Origin of the sequence: Saccharopolyspora soli, from assembly GCF_022678645.1 — a bacterium.
GTDB classification, from domain to species: Bacteria; Actinomycetota; Actinomycetes; order Mycobacteriales; family Pseudonocardiaceae; genus Saccharopolyspora; species Saccharopolyspora soli.
This window is the reverse complement of sequence record NZ_JALBWV010000001.1, coordinates 280,631-297,727: the sequence shown is the minus strand read 5'-3', so window position 1 is coordinate 297,727 and position 17,097 is coordinate 280,631. Positions and strand designations below refer to the sequence as shown.

The following is a 17,097-nucleotide window of genomic DNA, read 5'->3' as shown; positions in this document are numbered from 1 at the left end:
CTGCGACGTACGCGGCTTTTCGACCGCCGCGCGCAACTGCTCGGCGATGCGATCACGGCTCGCCCAGGACCTCGCGCTCCGTGATCAGCTTGGCGCATCCGGTTGACCCGGTGTGCCGAATCTCGCCGCCAACTCCCGAAAACGCGGGAGATTGCGGATGCGCATCCACCTGCCTCGTTCGCGGAACGGAGAGTTCGCCCCGGTCACACCGGCCGTTCATCCACGGATGATGTTGTACCTCCGGCCGGGCGCTCGGTAGCGCCGAACTCGATCTTCTCCGAAAGGCAGTCGACGATGCCGTCTGCTGGGTTGGTGCGCCGACGGGCGCTTGGCGCTGTGCTGCTTTCCTCCGCATTGCTGCTACCGGCGACCTCGGCCGCCGCTGACGAATTGGGCACCGCTGACGAGCAGATCGCTCCCGGCGTGACCTACCGGCCCTTCTCGATGTCCACCGTGCACGGTCCGGTCGCCGGTCATCTGGTCACGGTGGACCTGCGCAATCCCGGCGTCGAGCTGGATCTGCTGCACCCGGCCTCGGTGGCCGCTCGGGACGAGATCGCCGACATGGCCAACGCGCAACGGGCCGTCGCCGGGGTGAACGGCGATTTCTTCCACGTGAGCGAGACGCATGAAGGCGTCGCGGCGACCGGCTCGTCGGTCGGCCCGGAGATCGCTGACGGCGAAGACCTGAAAGCCGCGGTGCCCAACGGCCAGCGGTTCGGGCCCGGCTTGCCCGCGGGCACCTCGACCGAGGACGTCTTCGGCGTGGGCGCCGACCACAGCGCACGCGTGTCGAGCCTGAACCTGACGGGAGTCGTGCGCAGTCCGAAACTCACCGCCGAGGTTGCGGGGCTGAACCAGTACGCGTTGCCGGTCAACGGCATCGGCATGTACACCTCGGACTGGGGTGCGGTCTCCAGGGCCAGATCGGTCTGCGGGACCGACACGGACCGCGAGGCACCGTGCAGCACCGATACCGAAGAAGTGGTCGTCCGCGACGGCGTGGTCAGCGCTGAGCAGGACCAGCCCGGCTCCGGTGCCATCGCCGAGAACACGGTGGTTCTGGTCGGGCGCGAGAACGGCGCCGCAGAGCTGGAAAAGCTCAATCCAGGTGACCGCGTCCAGGTCGAATCCCACTTGGTGGCAGCGGATGCGCCGCCGCTGGAGTTCGCGGTCGGCGGTTTCCCGATCCTGCGCGCCGGTTCGCCGCTGCCCGGTTTGGACGCCGCGACGTTGGCGCCGCGAACCTCGGCGGGAGTCAGCGCGGACGGAAAGACCGTGTACCTGCTGGCCGTGGACGGCCGATCGGCGGCGAGCACCGGCATGAGCGTCCAGGAAATGGCCGACCTGATGGGTTCGTTCGGTGCGGCGGATGCGGTCAACCTGGATGGCGGCGGCTCCACGACGATGGCCGTGCGGGACCCCGGCCAGGAACTCGCGACTGTGAAGAACGTGCCCTCCGACGGCCTTCCGCGCGCGGTGGCCAACGGCATCGGGGTTTTCTCGACCCCGCGCTGACGTGCCCAACGCCGGTGGCGGCCACACCGTCACCGGCGTTTCAGCGCAAGTCGTCGATGGGCTGCGTTTCGCCGCGATTCGCACGGTTCTCGTGCAGCCATACGACATCTCGTCCGAACGACCACACCAGCAGCGCGAGTGCCATTGCGACCGCGACGACCGCACCGAGCCGGGGGACGATGTCCGCGCTGGCGGCGGTGAGGATCGTTCCCTGCATTGCGGCCACGGTCTTGCGCACGAAGCTCGGCCGCAGCGGAGCACGCAGCCAAGGCATGAGCCACGCGGCGGCTACGAAGGCGTACCGCATCGCACCGATCGCGAGCACCCATGCACCCAGGGACATCGCGACGAAGATGCTCAGCACGAGGATGAGGAAGGCATCGACTTCCATGTCGAACCTCGCCCCCAGCGCCGACGCCGTTCCGGTGCGGCGGGCCACGTAGCCATCGGCTGCGTCGAGGATCAGCGCGACCGTCGCGAGCGCGACGAGGACCGCGGTGCGCGTGCCCGCGCTGATTCCGTCCGCGACCAGAGCGGTCACACAGCCGACGAGCGTCGCGCGGGCGAGGGTGACGCGGTTGGCCGGTCCCAGCGCTCGGGTCGGCGAGCGGTGACCGGCGACGGCGAGGGTGGTCCAGAGACCTGCGGCGTAGGCGGTCCCGGCCAGCCAACCGCGCTCCCCCAGGTTCAGGGCTGCGGTCAGCAAAGCCAGCAGCGCGAACTGCGCGGCGGCTCCCGCGGCCAGTTCCGTGCTGAACAGGCCCGTGCCACGCCCGACCCGCGTTATCACCGCGCCCCCGATCGTGCTGGCGGCCAAAATGTGCACACGTATCGTAGTTGCGGGTTCCGGTGCAGGCCCCGTGAAGCTGCGTCACCTCGTCCTTGGAGGATGCCGATGGAGCCCGACGCGCGTGCCTTCTGGCTCCGCTGCCCCGGCGAGGGCGAGATCCGACCGGTGGCGCTGCCCTTCCCCGGCTCCGACGAGGTGTTGGTGCGAACCCTTTGCTCCGGCGTCAGCCGCGGTACGGAAGCACTCGTGTTTCGCGGCGAGGTGCCGGTGAGCCAGTACGCGGCGATGCGTGCGCCATTCCAGGACGGCGAATTTCCCGGTCCGGTCAAATACGGCTACCTCAACGTCGGTGTGGTGGCGCAGGGGCCCGCGAATCTGCTCGGCCGCACCGTTTTCTGCCTCTACCCGCACCAGACCCACTACGTCGTCCCGAGCACCGCCGTGACCCCGGTGCCGGATTCGGTGCCTCCGGCGCGAGCAGTGCTGGCCGGAACCGTGGAGACCGCGCTGAACGCGGTGTGGGATGCGGCACCGCTGTTCGGCGATCGGATCGCGGTGGTCGGCGCCGGGATGGTCGGTTGCTGCGTGGCCGCGCTGCTGGCCGAATTGCCCGGAGCGCGGGTGCAGTTGATCGACGTGGATCCCCGGCGCGCCGGTACCGCCGAAGCGCTTGGCGTCGAGTTCGCGACTCCGGACACGGCCGTCGGCGACTGCGACCTGGTCGTGCACGCCAGCGCCACCGAGGAAGGACTGGCGCGGTCGTTGGAACTGCTCGTCCCGGAGGGCGAGGTCATCGAGCTCAGCTGGTACGGCGACCGGCGGGTCAGCGTGCCGCTGGGCGAGGCGTTCCACTCCCGACGCCTGGCGGTGCGCGGCAGCCAGGTGGGAACCGTGTCACCCGCCCGGCGCGGACGTCGCACGTTCGCCGATCGGATGGCGTTGGCCCTGGAGCTGCTCGCTGATCCCCGCTTCGACGCGTTGCTGACCGGGGAGAGCGAGTTCGAGGACCTGCCCGAGGTGCTGCCTCGGCTGGCCAGCGGCGCGCTTCCGGCGCTGTGCCACCGCATCGTCTATCCCGACTGACCTGGAGGATCGTTGTTCAGCATCACCGTCCGCGATCACATCATGGTGGCGCACAGCTTCCGCGGCGAGGTGTTCGGTCCCGCGCAGCGCATGCACGGCGCGACGTTCGTGGTGGACGCGACGTTCCGCCGCGCCGAGCTCGACGCGGACAACATCGTCGTCGACATCGGATTGGCCACCCAGGAACTCCACGCCGTGCTCGGCGAACTCAACTACCGCAACCTCGACGAGGAGCCCGCCTTCGCGGGGATCAACACCTCGACCGAGTTCCTCGCCAAGGTCATCGCTGACCGGCTCGTGGATCGGGTGCATGCGGGCGCGCTCGGCGAAGGAGCCCGTGGGCTGGGCGGAATCACGGTCACGCTGCACGAGTCGCACGTCGCCTCGGCGAGCTACGAACGAACGCTTTGAACTCGACCGAGGTCCACGTCGTCTTGCCCGGCGACGTCCACGACGCGACGGTGCCGAGCGGGGGCAACGTCTACGGCCTCCGGGTGTGCCGGGACCTCGAACAGCACGGCTGGCGCGTGCACCTGGTCGCCCTCGCAGGCTCGTGGCCACAACCCGAGGACGTCGCCCGTGCGGCGTTGGCGAAGACGCTGGCCGCACTGCCCGACGACGCTGTGGTGCTCCTGGATGGACTCGTGGCCTGCGGCGTCCCCGACGTGGTGATCCCGCAGGCACGTCGGCTGCGCTTGGCCGTGCTGGTGCACCTTCCGCTGGCCGACGAGACCGGGTTGGCTCCGGCGGTCGCGGCGGATCTGGACACGAGGGAGAAAGCGACGCTGCGCGCCGTGAGCGCGGTAGTGGTGACCAGCCCGTGGGCGGCGGCACGGCTTGCGGAGCACGGGCTGCGAGTCCACGTCGTCACTCCGGGCACCGATCGAGCCGATCTCGCCCGCGGCACGGACGGCGCGTCCCGGTTGCTCTGCCCAGCGGCCGTAACGCCCCGCAAGGGACAGGACTTGCTGGTCAGGGCACTCGCGCAGGTCAGCGACCTACGCTGGACCTGCGCGTGTGCCGGAGCGGTGCGCCGCGACCTCGGCTACGTCGAGAGATTGCGGCGGTTGATCGACCGAAGCGGCGTTGGTGACCGCGTTCAGGTCGTCGGGCCGCTGTCGGGCGAGCAACTGGCCACCGCCTACGACGAAGCCGATCTCGTGGTGCTGACCTCCCGCGCGGAGACCTACGGCATGGTCGTGACCGAGGCGCTGGCCCGAGGGATTCCGGTGCTGGCGACGGCCGTCGACGCGGTGCCCGAGACGCTTGGTCGCGCACCGGATGGCAGCGTGCCTGGGCTGCTCGTCCCGCCCGACGACACCGCAGCGCTCGCGCGAACGCTCCGGCGCTGGCTCACCGAGCCCGCTCTGCGGGACCGCCTCCGAGCGTCCGCGCGGTCCCGCCGTGACACGCTGAGCGGGTGGGCGGAAACAACGCGGGCGCTGGCCGGTGTGCTGGAAACACTTCACCGGACGTCGTCGTGAACACCTCCGGTGAGTTCGCCCCTGATTGGCTCGCACTGCGGGAAAGCGCCGACTCCGCGGCCCGCGCGGCAGAACTGCTCACCCCGCTGCGCGCCGCCCTCCCAACACCGATGGTGGTTCGCGACCTCGGCTCCGGCACCGGGTCCTTGGGTCGATGGCTGGCCGGACGGCTACCCGGACCGCAGCGCTGGATCCTGCACGACCGCGACCCCGAACTGCTCCGGCGCGCCAGCCAGGCCACGTTCCGCGATGCTCGCGGAGTTCCGGTGGCGGTCCAAGCGCAGCAGGTCGACATCACCAGTCTGAACAACGCCGATTTCGCCGACACCGCACTGGTGACCGCGTCCGCGCTGCTCGACCTGCTCACCCGCGCCGAGGTCGACGGACTCGCAACGGCATGCGTCACCGCCCGATGCCCGGCACTGCTGACCCTGTCCGTGGTGGGCGAGGTCGAACTGCATCCCGCTGACCCACTCGATGCGGTCCTCATGTCGGCGTTCAACGCACATCAGCGCCGAACCGTGCAGGGCCGTCGACTGCTGGGGCCGGACGCCGTTGACGCCACTACCGAGGCGTTCGAGCATCGTGGAGCGATAGTGCGCACCTGCCCCAGCCCGTGGCGACTCGGTTCGGCCGATGGTGCGCTGCTGGTGGCGTGGCTGGAGGGTTGGGTCCGCGCGGCCTGCGACCAGCAGCCCGCGTTGGGAGCTGAGGCTCGGGGATATCTGCGTCGTCGGCGCGCGGAATGCGCGGCGGGTGAACTGCGCGTAGTGGTGCACCACCGCGACTTGCTGGCGCTCCCGTCGTGAAACCTCGCCGGTCTCGAACCGAGCTAGGGTGGGTCCATCCGAAGCATTCCGCACGACCTGCCGCTCCAGCCCAGCAGAACCGGCGCGTCCGAAGGCAAGACCGCCGCTGTCGGGCAGGCGGGCATTGCTAACAGGTGCGAAGGTCTCCGTCCCGTGCTCAGGCGGATGTGGCCGGTGCTGCAGGTGCTGGGTGGGCTGGCGATCTTGGCGGCACTGCTGTGGCGGCTGGGCACCGGGGCGTTCGTCGAGGGACTGCGGGTGATCGATGCCGGGGCCGTCGTCGCTGCGCTGGGAATCGGGTTGCTGACCACCGTGTTCAGCGCGTGGCGGTGGTGTCTCGTGGCACGCCGCGTCGGACTCCCCCTGCGGTTGGGCACGGCTGTGGCGGATTACTACCGCTCGCTGTTCCTGAACGCGACGCTGCCAGGTGGGGTGCTCGGCGACGTCCACCGCGGAGTGCGGCACGGCCAGCACGCCGACGATTTGGGGCGTGGTGTGCGCGCTGTGGTTCTCGAACGGACCGCGGGCCAAGTGGTCGTCTTCGCGGCCGCAGCGGCGGTGCTGCTCAGCCAGCCCTCCTGGCTCCACGAAATCGTTGCCCCTTCATACGTGCCGGTGGCGGTGGGGTTGTTCGCAGCCGTTGTCGCGTTCATCGCGTGGGCCCGCAGCTCCGCGCGGGGTCGGCAGGCCGTTGCGACTGTCGTGACCGAGATACGCGGCGTGCTCGCACGCGACACCTGGCCAGGTATCGCGATCTTGTCCGCAGCGACCCTGCTCGGGCACCTCGCGCTGTTCCTGGTCTCGGCACGGGTGGCAGGAGTCTCGGCACCGGTGTCCCAACTGGTGCCGCTGATGGTGTTGGCGCTGCTGGCGATGGGGCTACCGGTGAACGTCGGCGGGTGGGGACCTCGCGAAGGCGTGACCGCCTGGGCCTTCGGCGCCGCAGGCCTGGGTGCGACGCACGGCTTGACCGTCGCCGTGGTGTACGGGGTGCTCGCCTTCGTCGCGAGCCTGCCCGGCGCTGGCGTGCTACTGCTCCGCCGCGGGCGACCCCAGGTCGAGCTCGAAAAGCGTGTCGGCGCCGAGGGAAACTCGCCGCACCGGCGGCCGCAACGCATCTCGCATCCGTTCGGTGCCCCGGAAGTGCAGGCCGGGCACGCCGTCGCCCAGCAACACCGGCGCGACGGTGACGTATAACCGGTTCAGCGCGCCTGCCTGGAGGAAACGCGAGACGGTCACTCCGCCGCCTTCGATCAGGACGCGGCCGAGGCCACGCTGGGCGAGCACGTCGAGGATGCGGCCAGGTGCATGACCATCGTCGTCACACGGCATCCGGACGATGTCGACACCCTCCGGGCGCTCAGCGGTATCTCCGCAGCCCACCACCCACAGCGTCGGTGCGGCACCGTCGGTGAACACCTGCCTGTCGTGCGGAACGCGGCAGCGGTGGTCGAGGACCACGCGCACCGGGTTCGTGCCGGTGCAGGCCCGCACGGTCAGCCGCGGATCGTCGGTGATCGCCGTGTCCGCACCGACGACCACCGCGTCGCACAGCGCCCGCAAGCGGTGCAGGTGACAGCGATCCTCTTCACCCGTCACGAACACCGCATCGCCGGTGCGGGTCGCGATGCACCCGTCCAAGCTCTGGCCGAGCTGCGCGATGACGTATCGCGGACCGGCAAGGCACAACGGGAGGTAGAGCTCGGCGAGCCGCACCGCCTCCGGCGAAGCGCTGCGCGCCCACCGCAATTCGCCCTCGGAGTCCTCGACGAGTCCGGCTGCCAGGGCGTCCTGCTCGGTGCGGACACCGAGCAGTCGCGTCCACGCCTCGGCCGCATCGAGCTCGACCGGCCTGGTCACGGCGCGACCCGACAACGCAAGCCAGCGCCCGACCCGCCGACCCAGGCCCTGGTGGCAGCGATCGATCGGCGCATGACAACCTCTCGTCCGGACGGAAGTGCCCATGCCAGCGTAGGCGATCTGCCGTTCGGATTGCTGCGAGCAGATCGAGCCACCGCAGCAGCGGTGCCGATTTCGGCGAAATCGGCAGTCCCCCGCCGTCGCGCGGAACGAACCACAACGAGTGGGCTTCGTGCGCGCCGTCAGGAGTTCTAGGCGGTGATGCCGTTGCAGGCCACGGGCAGGTGGCGGGGGCCGCGCAGGATCGGGCTCGGCCGGTACGGCGGCGGGTCCACGACCAACTCGGGCTCGCGCAGCCGACGGGTCATCTCGGTCAGCGCGACCTGCGCCTCCAACCGGGCCAGCGGTGCGCCGAAGCACGCGTGCACGCCGAAGCCGAACCCAAGGTGCTGGTTGTCCTGGCGCGCCGGGTCGAAGCGATCCGGGTCGGCGAAGCGCACCGGGTCCCGGTTGCCCGAGGCGAGCAGCAGCCAGATCTGCGCGCCCTTGGCGATGATCGTGCCCGCCACTTCGATGTCGGCCAAGGTGGTGCGCTGGGGCAGCATCTGCACCGGAGGCTCGTAGCGCAGCAACTCCTCCACGGTGCCCGCCGCGGTCAGCGGGTTGTCCCGCAGCCGTTGCAGGGCCGCTGGCTCGCGCAGCAGGGTGAGCATCCCGTTGCTGATCAGGTTGACGGTGGTCTCGTGACCCGCGATCAGCAGCAGGATGGCGGTGCTGATCAGCTCCACCAGCGACATCCGTCCCTCCGGCCCCTCGTCGGTGACCCACGCGGAGAGCATGTCGTCGCCGGGGTGACGGCGATGCTCCTCGATCAGCCCGGCCAGGTACTGCCCGAGTTCCAGTCGGCCGCGCTGCACCGAGCGCTGCTGCTCGACCGGATCCTCGGCCGGGCTGAGTCCAGCCACCACGACGTCGACCAGCTTCCGGAAGTGCGGCTCGTCCTCCCTCGGCACGCCCAGCAGCTGGCAGATCACCGTGACCGGGAACGGGTAGGCGAAGTCGTCCACCACGTCGAACCGGTCCTTGCCAGCAAGCCCGTCGAGCAGGTCGGTGACGGTCCGAACGAGCTCACCGTGCATGTCGTGGATGCGCCGGGGGCTGTGCGGCGGGCCGAACGGCCGCATCGCCAGGCGGCGCAGCCGGTCGTGCTCCGGCGGGTCCAGCCTGATGAAGCTGGGCGGCAGCGTCTCGTCGTCGCCCGTGGCGAGCAGCGGCTGCGTGCCGGGAGCGAGGTTGCGGGAATCCGAGCTGATCCGCGGATCGTGCAGCAGGTTGCGGATCTCCCAGTAGGTGGTGACCAGGTAGGCACCGCTGTCGTCCCGCACCACCGGCGTCCGGCGGAGTTCGGCGAAGGTCGGGTAGGGATCGGCGCGGATGGCGTAATCGGTGATCATTCGCACCGGGCTGGTCGACGACATGGGACGGCCTCCTCGCGATTCCGGTCAGGCGCGCAGCGGCGTGAAGACGACTCGCCGATCGCTGGGCGAATGGCCGGTCAGGGTGACGGTGGGGCCGTGGGTGGGAAGTGCTGGGTCGGGGAACCGGGCAGGCACCGGCCGCAGCCCTTCCGATCGCTGCCCCACGCAGGGGAAATCGGGCGGGAACGAAGCGGCCTGCTCGATCAGCCGCGCGTAGAAGCCCATCCACTTCGCGTGGTCGAATCCGACCGCGGCGACGACCCGCCCCTGATAGCCGTAGGCGGCGACGAACCCGCAGTCGGCCAGCGCGCCCTGGGGCACGACGAGTTCGTCGGCCATCGACGGCACGCCAACGGACTTGATGTTGACGCCGAACTGCGATGACCAGAAGGACGGCATCCACAGGTGCGGTCGGCGCTGAGAACTGGTGCTGATCATGTTGTGCGCCGCGATCTCGGCCTGCGCCACGGCGTTGCCCCAGTGCTCCAGCGAGAGGAACTGGTAGCCGAACAGCGGGTGGGGCGTGCGGGCCACATCGCCAGCGGCGAACACGTCGTCGGTGACGATGCCGTGCACGTCGAAGGCCCGGCACCCGGAGTCGCAGGCGATCCCCCGAGGCCCCGCGGCCAGCCCCGACCCCGCCAGCCACGCGGTGTTGCGCACCGCGCCGAGCGCCACCACGGCCACCTCGACGTCCAGCACGGTGCCGTCGGAGAGGTGGGCACGCCGGAGCCTGCCACCCGCGTCGCCTTCCAGCGCGGTGACCATGACCCCGCAGCGCAGGTCGACCCCGTGTTCGCGGTGCAGTTGCGCCGCCACGTCGCCGACCACCCCGCCGAGGGCCCCCACCAGAGGCGCTTGCCCGCGCTCGGCGACGGTGACCGGGATCCCTCGTTCCCGGCACACCGAGGCGATCTCCGACCCCGTGAACCCGGCACCGATGACCAGCACCCGGCTGGGCCGCCGGGCCAGCCGAAGTGCGAGTTGGATGGTGTCGTCCCTGGTCCGCAGCACGCACACGCCGTCCAGCGCGGCCTCGGTCTCGTGCGGCCACGGCCGGGACCGCACACCGGTGGTGATCAGCAGGCGGTCGAACTCGACGGCGTCCCCATCCGCGAGCAGAACCCGGCGCTCGTCCCGGTCCAGCCCGGTGGCCGCCACGCCGAGCCGCCATTGCGCGTCGATCGGCCGCTGCCGGGGAAGATCGGTGTCCTCCGGCCGCACCCGTCCCAGCAACACCTGCTTGGACAGCGGTGGTCGGTCGTAGGGCTCGTGGGGTTCGTCCCCGATCAGGGTGAGCGATCCGGTGAACCCTTCCGCGCGCAACTGCTCGGCGGCGCGCAGTCCGGCCAACGAGGCGCCGACGATCACGATCCGGCCGCGCTCGCGGAGCTCGCGCGGGGTGCCGTCAGCGGCCATCGAGCTGCTCCTCCTGCTGAGCCGCGCCGGAGGCGTCGAGGCGGTCCACCAGGATTGCCTGGACCGGGCAGGCGGCAGCGGCCCGCAACGCCTCGTCGCGGTGCGCTTCGTCGACGCGCGACTGGTAGCGCAGGGCTTCCTCGCCGTGCAGGGTGAACACGTCCGGTGCCAAGAACACGCACTGCGCGAATGCCTGACAACGGTTCAGGTCGACGAGAACCCGCATCCTGGCCCTCCCCATTCGACGTCCGCACGCGTCGGCCAACTGCCCGAGCTGGACGGGTGGCGGACGCGCCCCCCGGTCTCATGCTGGCGGAGGGCCGCCTCTTCCGCATGGTCATGCGGCCAGCCCGGGGGCTCGCGCTCCTCGGTTCGACGGTTCGGGGTTCCACATCGGGATTAATTTCATTCAATACTGAAATAATCATATCCATTGACGACTAGATGACCACGGGCCGACCTGGCCGAACCATCCGGAACAAAACACGATCAACGAAGAAAATCCCCGCGAGCCAAAGGACTTCCACACCTAACGACCACTGTGGACAGCCAGTACGCCCTGACCCGACGACCAGCGCAACTCGCGGTTCTTCCCGCCGTCGCGGACCGCGACGTAAAGTTCGCCGATGACACGAGGGCGTGCACATCTGGCGAATCTCGACCTGAACCTCCTGGTCGCGCTGCGCGAGCTGATCCGGGAGCGCAACGTCACGCGCGCCGCCGAGCGGATCGGGATCACCCAGCCCGCGGCGAGTGCCGCCCTGTCCCGGCTGCGTCGGCATTTCGGCGATGAGCTGCTCGTGCGGGGCCGCGGCGGCTACGTGCCCACTCCCCTCGCCGCGCAGCTGGACGAGCAGGTCGAGGTGGTCTGCGCCGCGCTGGAACGCCTGTTCGCCACCGGCAAGGAGTTCAACCCGGAAACCTCGACCCGCGAGTTCACCCTGCTGATGGCCGACTACACCGTCGCGGTGCTGGGCGAGCGGTTCTCCCGGTTGGTCGCCGAACAGGCCCCGCGGATCGGCCTGCACATCAGACTGGTCGGCGAGTCGCTGATCGCGGACGCCACCGAGTCGATCCGGCTCATCGACGGCGTGATCTCCCCGCCGGTGAATCGGTTCCGCATTCCGGAGATCAGCTCCATGGAGCTGTTCCAGGACCGGTGGGTGTGCCTCGTGTCGGCCGACAGCCCGCTGCCGGACGCCCCGGACCTGGACGACCTCGCCGGGCTGGACTGGGTGGTGCCCTACCACCGCGACCAGGGCCCGCCGTCAGCTGCCCCGATCCCCCGGCAGCTCGCCCTGCTGGGCGTGCGTCCCCGGATCGCGATCCGGGTCGAGAGCTACCGCGCGGTCCCGCACTTCCTCATCGGCACCAACCGGATAGCGCTGTTGCAGGAACGGTTGGCGACCCAGTTCGCCGACGGGGCGCAACTGCGGATGATCGACCCGCCAGGGCATCTCGAACCGGTCGTCGAGGAGTTCTGGTGGCACCGCAATTTCGACGACGATCCGGCGCACCGCTGGCTGCGGGAAACCCTCACCGCAGCCGCGGAACCGCTGCGATCATAAATCCCGTCTATGGGACCCAGCCGAACGTTCTATCGCCGAATGTCTTCCGGTGGCTCGAAAAATCTCCCTAACCTTCCGGAAACATCTTTTCGCGCAACGGGTCTGGTCTGACGCGGACAGGAGCGACGATGCCCCACCCATCACACCAACACCGCCTGTCGCCCGACGACCTCGGCCGAAGGGGGCGTTGACGGTGGCGCTGCGGAGCAACTTCGAGCCGGGCACCTCGCCGTGGGCGACTCGGCGGGCGCAGTGGCGGGCGCTCGGGCTCAGCGACGACGACATGACGAAACCGAAGATCGCCATCGTGAACTCCTCGTCCCAGCTGGCGATCTGCTACAGCCACCTGGACGCGATCGCGGCGCGGGCCAAGGAGGCGATCGCCCGCGCGGGCGGCATCGGGTTCGAGGTCCGCACGACCGCGCCGAGCGACTTCATCCACAGCGCGGGCCACCGGGGCGGTTACATCCTCTCGGCCCGCGACCTGATCGTGAACGACATCGAGGTCTCCGTCGAAGGGCCGCTGCTGGACGGCATGATCTGCCTGGCCTCGTGTGACAAGACCACACCGGCGCAGCTGATGGCCGCCGGTCGGCTCAACATCCCCACGATCATCGTGGCCTGCGGGTACCAACCGTGCGGCGAGTTCCGGGGCAAGCACTGCGACATCGAAGACGTGTTCCTGGCCGCCGGGCACCACGCCCAGGGGCGCATCGATCTGCCGGAACTGACCGAGATGGCCGACACCGCCGTCCGAGGTCCGGGAGTGTGCGCCGGGATGGGCACCGCGAACTCGATGCACATCGCGGCCGAGGCACTCGGCATGGCGCTGCCCGGCAGCACCCCGGTCGCCGCGAACAGCCCGAAGATGTGGGACGCGGTGGAGCAGGCCGGGCGCCGGGTCGTGGCGATGGTCGAGGAAGACCTCAAGCCGCGCGACATCCTGACACCCGAATCGTTCCGCAATGCCGCGATGGTGGTCCTGTCGGTTAGCGGCTCCATCAACACGGTCAAGCACCTGCAAGCGGTGGCTGCGGAGTCCGAAGTGGACGTCGACGTCTACGGGCTCTACGAGCGGTGCGCGGACGACGTTCCGCTGCTGGCGGCGGTCCGGCCCAACGGCACGCATTCCATCGAGCAGTTCGAGGCGGCCGGTGGCGCGCTGGGAATCATGTCGCGGCTGCGGGACCTGCTGGGAACCGACGCCCGCACGCTTACCGGCCGAACCTTGGGCGAGAACCTCGCCGGGGCCGAGGTTTCGGACGACGAGGTCATCAGGCCACTAGATCGCCCCTATGGGCGGCGGCCGTCCATCGTGCTGATCCGCGGTTCGCTGGCGCCCGAAACCGGGATCGTCAAGCTCGCGGTGGACGACGACCGGCCGCTGAGCTTCACCGGCCCGGCCATCGTCTACGACTCCCCGCTGGACGCCCTGGACGGGTTGAAGCGCGGCGAGGTCGAGCCCGGTCAGGTGCTGGTGCTGCGCGGGCTCGGCCCGAAGGGCAGCCCGGGAATGGGCATGGCCTCCCGACCGGTGTTCGCGCTGGATGGCGCAGGGTTGACCGGGCAGGTAGCGGTCGTCACCGACGGACAGCTCTCCGGACTGGTCAACAAGGGGATAGTGGTCGGTGAAGTCTCACCGGAGGCCGCCGACGGCGGGCCGCTCGCACTCGTCGCGGACGGCGATGTGATCTCGATCGACGTGCTCGCGCGGCGGGTCGACCTCGAAGTGCCGGAGGACGTGCTGACCGACCGCCGCAGTCGGCTCGACCGGCCGGGATCGACCGAGAGGGGCTGGCTGTCCATCTACCAGCGGACCGTTCGGCCGCTCCAGCAAGGCGCGGTGCTCACCGGCCGAGAGGAGCAAATATGAAGCTCTCCGACGACGACAAGGCGATGCTCGACGGCGCCGAAGGCCCAGCTGTGGCCGCAGCGATGGATCTGCTCGTGCGATACGGGCAGGCGCTCGACGCCGAGCAGCTCTGCGATGTGCGCAACGTCGCGGGCACCATGACGCAACCGTCCCCGGTGAAGGCCCGCCTGGTGCGCGAAGGTGGCTGGCACAAGGCTTTCGCGGTGATCAACCTGGACTGCGACGACGAGATCGAGATCCCCGACATGCGGGTACCGACGTGCCAGTTGCAGCAGAGCTTCGGCCCCGACTCCGCAGGAGTGGTTCCGTATCCGGCGGAAATGATCAAGCTGCAGAGCGAGGCCGAGGCGTTCTACGGCCGCAAGGGCGTGAACATCCTCGCCACCTGCACGCCGTACCAGGTCGGCAACCTGCCGGTGCGCGGCGAGCACTGCGCGTGGATGGAGTCCTCGGCGGTCATCTACGCCAACTCGGTGCTCGGCGCCCGCACCAACTGCGAAGGAACCGCATCCACCGGGGCCGCCTCGCTGACCGGCCGAATCCCCTGCTGGGGCAACCACTTGGCGGAGAACCGCCACGGTACCCACCTGATCGAGGCCAGCGTTGCGATCGACGATCCGATGGAATGGGGGATGCTCGGTTACTTCGCCGGGGACGTGGTCCAGGAGGCGCGGCCGGTCGTGGTCGGCGAGCTCGCCATCCCGGATCTGCTGGAGTTGAAGCACTTCGGTGCCGCCGCGGCGTCTTCGGGCGGGGTCGAGCTGTACCACCTGCCGGGCATCACGCCGGAGGCGCCGACGGTGGAGGCGGCGTTCGGAACGCACCCGATCCCGGAAGTGGTCCCCTACGGAGCGCGCGAACGCCAGGCGATGTACGAAACCCTCAACGGACAGGGCACGTCGACCGACGTGGACTTCGTGCTGCTGGGCTGCCCGCACGCGTCGCTGGACCAGGTCCGGATGACCGCCAAGCTGCTGGACGGCAGCCGACTGCGGGCGCAGTTGTGGATGATGGTCCCGCGCTCGCTCAAGACCGCCGCGGATCGCAGCGGGTACACCGAGATCATCGAAGCCGCTGGTGGGCGGGTGCTCGCCGACTCGTGCCCGGCGATGTCCAGGGCGGCGCCGGAGGGCACGCGGGTCTTCGCCACCGACTCGGCGAAGCAGGCGCACTACCTGCCAGCCATCCTGGGCATCGAGGCGTGGTTCGGTTCCCTGGAGGACTGCATCGACGCGGCGATCACCGGCCGCTGGCGAGGGGAGCTGAAGTGATCACGCTGCACGGCAGGCAGGTCGTTCCCGGTGTCGCCGAAGGCGAGGCGCTGGTCTCGCGGGAAACCATCTCCGGTTGGGGCGGGATCGACCCGGCCACCGGCACGATCATCGAGCGCCGCCACGAGCTGTGCGGAGTGTCGTTCGCCGGGAAGATCCTGGTGTTCCCCGGTGCCAAGGGCTCCTCGGGGTGGGCGGCGTTCTTCCAGAGCACCCGGCTGATGGGCACCGCACCGCTGGGGATGATCTTCAACACGGTCACCACGAAGGCGGCGCTGGGGGCGGTGGTCACCCGAGTACCGACCATCACCGGCCTGGACCGCGACCCGCTCGCCGTCATCACCACCGGGGACCACGTGCGCATCGACGCCGACAGCGGAGTCGTGATCGTCACGCCAGCATCAGCATCATGAGCGCTTGGTCGACCGGGGGTCGGTGAGTCACGCGCTTCGCCCTGCGATGGTGATGATCTCTGGGCTCGTGTCCGTCAACGGGCCTCCGGACCAGTCCCCGAATTGCTCCTCTACCGCGAGCCCAGCGCTGACCAGGAACGACTTCAGGACGTCCCGGTCGAGGAACCGCAACGTGCTCCGGCTCGCACGCGGCCCGTCCCAACTGGGGCTGGCGAACGTTTGGACGAAACCAACCACGTCCTCGCCGATCCGGGTGTCGACTTCGTGCCAGGAGCGCACCACGGCGCCAGCGTCGTCGGTCACCTCGGCCACGTCGTCCGGAGTCCAGTGCTCCCATTCCCGAACAAGCGGATTGCGCGTCTCGAACGCGAAACGACCGTTCTCGGTCAGGGCCGACCGGATCGCCGCCAGCGCGGCGCGCAGCTCGTCGTCCTCGACCAGAACCTGGAACGCGTGACCGGTCATCACCACCAGGTCGAACTCGCGGTCCCAGCCCACCGAGCCGAGGTCACCGAGGATCCACTCGATGTCCGACCGCTTGCGCGCCTGGTCCAGCATCGCCGCCGCGGGATCAAGTCCGCACAGCCGCCCCGCGTGACCGCGCTCCCTCGCCAGGCGCAGCAGCTGACCGGTGCCGCAACCGACGTCCAGCACCGACCGCGCGGACATCACCAGGGGCAGGTAGAAGTCGAAATCCCTTCTTCCCGCGCAGAAGGAGTCGTACAGCCTGGCGATGCTCGGATCGGCGAACTGACGGTCAACCACCACGCGTGTGTACCGCAAGAACCACCCCGACCGCGACCGAATAATCCCGCCCAGCTCCCGGAAAGAAGCGGTAGAACGATCGGTATATTGCTCGGCATGACGACTCAGTCCGACGACGAACAGCAGTCCGGTTCAGCGCGGCAACGACTGCTCGACGCCGCGGACGAACTCTTCTACGCGCACGGCATCAACGCGACCGGCGTCGACGCCGTGATCACCGCGGCCGACGTCGCTCGCATGACCTTCTACCGGCACTTCCGTGGCAAGGACGACCTCGTCATCGCCTACCTCGAAGGCCGGGATGTCCGCTGGCGCGCCACGCTGGACGAAGCGATCGCCAACGCCGGAACCGATTCCCGCGCCCAACTGCTGGCGTTCTTCGACGCGCTGAAGACCTGGCACGGCGATCCGCGTTTTCGCGGCTGTCCGTTCGCCAACGCGGCAGCCGAATTCCCCGGACCCGACCATCCAGCACGCGCGGTCGTCGCCGCGCACAAACAGGCCGTTCAGCAACGCATGACCGAAATAGCCAACAACGTTCCGCACACCGCACCGAACCTGCTCGTCGACCAGCTCATGATGCTCTACGAAGGCGCCACCACGACCCAGGCCCTGGGCGTGGTCACCCGCGCCGCCGACAAAGCCCGCGCGACCGCGGCGCAACTCATCTACACCGGCTGACCTGCGAGCCCTCCAGCAACGCCTTGCCCACAACGGGTTTCAAGGCGCCGCTCGACGTCCCGGCGCCGGTTTATTTCCTGCAGGT

Annotated in this window: 16 protein-coding genes and 1 pseudogene; 11 read left to right on the top strand and 6 right to left on the bottom strand. The window is 69.6% G+C overall.

Going from position 1 to position 17,097, the window contains the following annotated elements; genetic code table 11:
• Positions 1 to 294: 294 nt before the first annotated feature.
• On the top strand, positions 295 to 1,518 hold the full coding sequence (locus MOQ72_RS01330) for a phosphodiester glycosidase family protein (protein ID WP_242179905.1): 1,224 nt from the start codon (positions 295 to 297) through the stop codon (positions 1,516 to 1,518).
• Positions 1,519 to 1,558: 40 nt separating this feature from the next.
• On the opposite strand, the gene MOQ72_RS01325 is transcribed toward MOQ72_RS01330, so the two are convergent.
• Positions 1,559 to 2,344, bottom strand: a complete 786-nt coding sequence (locus tag MOQ72_RS01325; RefSeq protein WP_242179904.1) for a CDP-alcohol phosphatidyltransferase family protein — start codon at positions 2,342 to 2,344, stop codon at positions 1,559 to 1,561.
• A 69-nt stretch (positions 2,345 to 2,413) separates the two neighbouring features.
• Here MOQ72_RS01325 and MOQ72_RS01320 point away from each other — a divergent pair, with 69 nt between their 5' ends.
• From MOQ72_RS01320 to MOQ72_RS01300, 5 genes are all read left to right on the top strand, one after another.
• The gene (locus MOQ72_RS01320; protein WP_242179903.1) at positions 2,414 to 3,391 is read left to right on the top strand and encodes a zinc-dependent alcohol dehydrogenase; all 978 of its coding nucleotides are present in this window, start codon (positions 2,414 to 2,416) and stop codon (positions 3,389 to 3,391) included.
• Between the two features lie 12 nt (positions 3,392 to 3,403).
• On the top strand, positions 3,404 to 3,802 hold the full coding sequence (locus tag MOQ72_RS01315; protein WP_242179902.1) for a 6-pyruvoyl trahydropterin synthase family protein: 399 nt from the start codon (positions 3,404 to 3,406) through the stop codon (positions 3,800 to 3,802).
• Positions 3,799 to 4,875, top strand: coding sequence for a glycosyltransferase family 4 protein (locus tag MOQ72_RS01310; protein ID WP_242179901.1), 1,077 nt, complete (start codon positions 3,799 to 3,801; stop codon positions 4,873 to 4,875). The genes MOQ72_RS01315 and MOQ72_RS01310 overlap by 4 nt, the downstream gene beginning before the upstream one ends.
• Positions 4,872 to 5,684 (top strand): class I SAM-dependent methyltransferase, encoded by an 813-nt coding sequence (locus MOQ72_RS01305; RefSeq protein WP_242179900.1) that lies wholly within the window; start codon positions 4,872 to 4,874, stop codon positions 5,682 to 5,684. Before MOQ72_RS01310 ends, MOQ72_RS01305 begins: the two co-directional genes overlap by 4 nt.
• Before the next feature lie 165 nt (positions 5,685 to 5,849).
• Complete coding sequence (locus MOQ72_RS01300; protein WP_242179964.1) at positions 5,850 to 6,881, top strand: lysylphosphatidylglycerol synthase transmembrane domain-containing protein; 1,032 nt, start codon at positions 5,850 to 5,852, stop codon at positions 6,879 to 6,881.
• A 21-nt stretch (positions 6,882 to 6,902) separates the two neighbouring features.
• Here the strand turns inward: MOQ72_RS01300 and MOQ72_RS01295 are convergent.
• The 4 genes and pseudogenes from MOQ72_RS01295 to MOQ72_RS01280 all read right to left on the bottom strand — a co-directional run.
• Positions 6,903 to 7,649 (bottom strand): annotated as a pseudogene (locus MOQ72_RS01295) (RibD family protein); the annotation flags it as partial.
• Between the two features lie 146 nt (positions 7,650 to 7,795).
• Positions 7,796 to 9,022, bottom strand: a complete 1,227-nt coding sequence (locus tag MOQ72_RS01290) for a cytochrome P450 (RefSeq protein WP_242179899.1) — start codon at positions 9,020 to 9,022, stop codon at positions 7,796 to 7,798.
• A gap of 24 nt (positions 9,023 to 9,046) precedes the next feature.
• On the bottom strand, positions 9,047 to 10,441 hold the full coding sequence (locus tag MOQ72_RS01285; RefSeq protein ID WP_242179898.1) for an NAD(P)/FAD-dependent oxidoreductase: 1,395 nt from the start codon (positions 10,439 to 10,441) through the stop codon (positions 9,047 to 9,049).
• On the bottom strand, positions 10,431 to 10,667 hold the full coding sequence (locus MOQ72_RS01280) for a ferredoxin (protein WP_242179897.1): 237 nt from the start codon (positions 10,665 to 10,667) through the stop codon (positions 10,431 to 10,433). Before MOQ72_RS01280 ends, MOQ72_RS01285 begins: the two co-directional genes overlap by 11 nt.
• Before the next feature lie 400 nt (positions 10,668 to 11,067).
• Between MOQ72_RS01280 and MOQ72_RS01275 the strand changes: the two genes are divergently transcribed.
• From MOQ72_RS01275 to MOQ72_RS01260, 4 genes are all read left to right on the top strand, one after another.
• The gene (locus MOQ72_RS01275; RefSeq protein WP_242179896.1) at positions 11,068 to 12,009 is read left to right on the top strand and encodes a LysR family transcriptional regulator; all 942 of its coding nucleotides are present in this window, start codon (positions 11,068 to 11,070) and stop codon (positions 12,007 to 12,009) included.
• A 193-nt stretch (positions 12,010 to 12,202) separates the two neighbouring features.
• Positions 12,203 to 13,882 carry a dihydroxy-acid dehydratase gene (gene ilvD / locus MOQ72_RS01270; RefSeq protein WP_242179895.1) on the top strand — a complete coding sequence of 560 codons (1,680 nt, stop codon included), beginning with the start codon at positions 12,203 to 12,205 and terminating at the stop codon, positions 13,880 to 13,882.
• Positions 13,879 to 15,153 carry an aconitase X gene (locus MOQ72_RS01265; RefSeq protein ID WP_242179894.1) on the top strand — a complete coding sequence of 425 codons (1,275 nt, stop codon included), beginning with the start codon at positions 13,879 to 13,881 and terminating at the stop codon, positions 15,151 to 15,153. Before ilvD ends, MOQ72_RS01265 begins: the two co-directional genes overlap by 4 nt.
• Entirely contained in the window at positions 15,150 to 15,566 is a 417-nt protein-coding gene (locus MOQ72_RS01260; protein WP_242179893.1) for an aconitase X swivel domain-containing protein, read from the top strand. Before MOQ72_RS01265 ends, MOQ72_RS01260 begins: the two co-directional genes overlap by 4 nt.
• Positions 15,567 to 15,593: 27 nt before the next feature.
• Here the strand turns inward: MOQ72_RS01260 and MOQ72_RS01255 are convergent, their stop codons facing one another.
• Positions 15,594 to 16,331, bottom strand: coding sequence for a class I SAM-dependent methyltransferase (locus MOQ72_RS01255; protein ID WP_242179892.1), 738 nt, complete (start codon positions 16,329 to 16,331; stop codon positions 15,594 to 15,596).
• 96 nt (positions 16,332 to 16,427) lie between these two features.
• Between MOQ72_RS01255 and MOQ72_RS01250 the strand changes: the two genes are divergently transcribed.
• A complete protein-coding gene (locus MOQ72_RS01250; protein ID WP_242179891.1) occupies positions 16,428 to 17,012 on the top strand; it encodes a TetR/AcrR family transcriptional regulator in 585 nt (194 codons plus the stop codon).
• Positions 17,013 to 17,097: the final 85 nt, after the last annotated feature.

Bases quoted from the DNA above. Each gene is read 5' to 3' on its own strand.
- MOQ72_RS01330 (WP_242179905.1), top strand. From the start codon at position 295: ATGCCGTCTGCTGGGTTGGTGCGCCGACGGGCGCTTGGCGCTGTGCTG.
- MOQ72_RS01320 (WP_242179903.1), top strand. From the start codon at position 2,414: ATGGAGCCCGACGCGCGTGCCTTCTGGCTCCGCTGCCCCGGCGAGGGC.
- MOQ72_RS01300 (WP_242179964.1), top strand. From the start codon at position 5,850: ATGTGGCCGGTGCTGCAGGTGCTGGGTGGGCTGGCGATCTTGGCGGCA.
- MOQ72_RS01290 (WP_242179899.1), bottom strand. From the start codon at position 9,022: ATGTCGTCGACCAGCCCGGTGCGAATGATCACCGATTACGCCATCCGC.
- MOQ72_RS01285 (WP_242179898.1), bottom strand. From the start codon at position 10,441: ATGGCCGCTGACGGCACCCCGCGCGAGCTCCGCGAGCGCGGCCGGATC.
- MOQ72_RS01280 (WP_242179897.1), bottom strand. From the start codon at position 10,667: ATGCGGGTTCTCGTCGACCTGAACCGTTGTCAGGCATTCGCGCAGTGC.
- MOQ72_RS01275 (WP_242179896.1), top strand. From the start codon at position 11,068: ATGACACGAGGGCGTGCACATCTGGCGAATCTCGACCTGAACCTCCTG.
- MOQ72_RS01265 (WP_242179894.1), top strand. From the start codon at position 13,879: ATGAAGCTCTCCGACGACGACAAGGCGATGCTCGACGGCGCCGAAGGC.
- MOQ72_RS01250 (WP_242179891.1), top strand. From the start codon at position 16,428: ATGACGACTCAGTCCGACGACGAACAGCAGTCCGGTTCAGCGCGGCAA.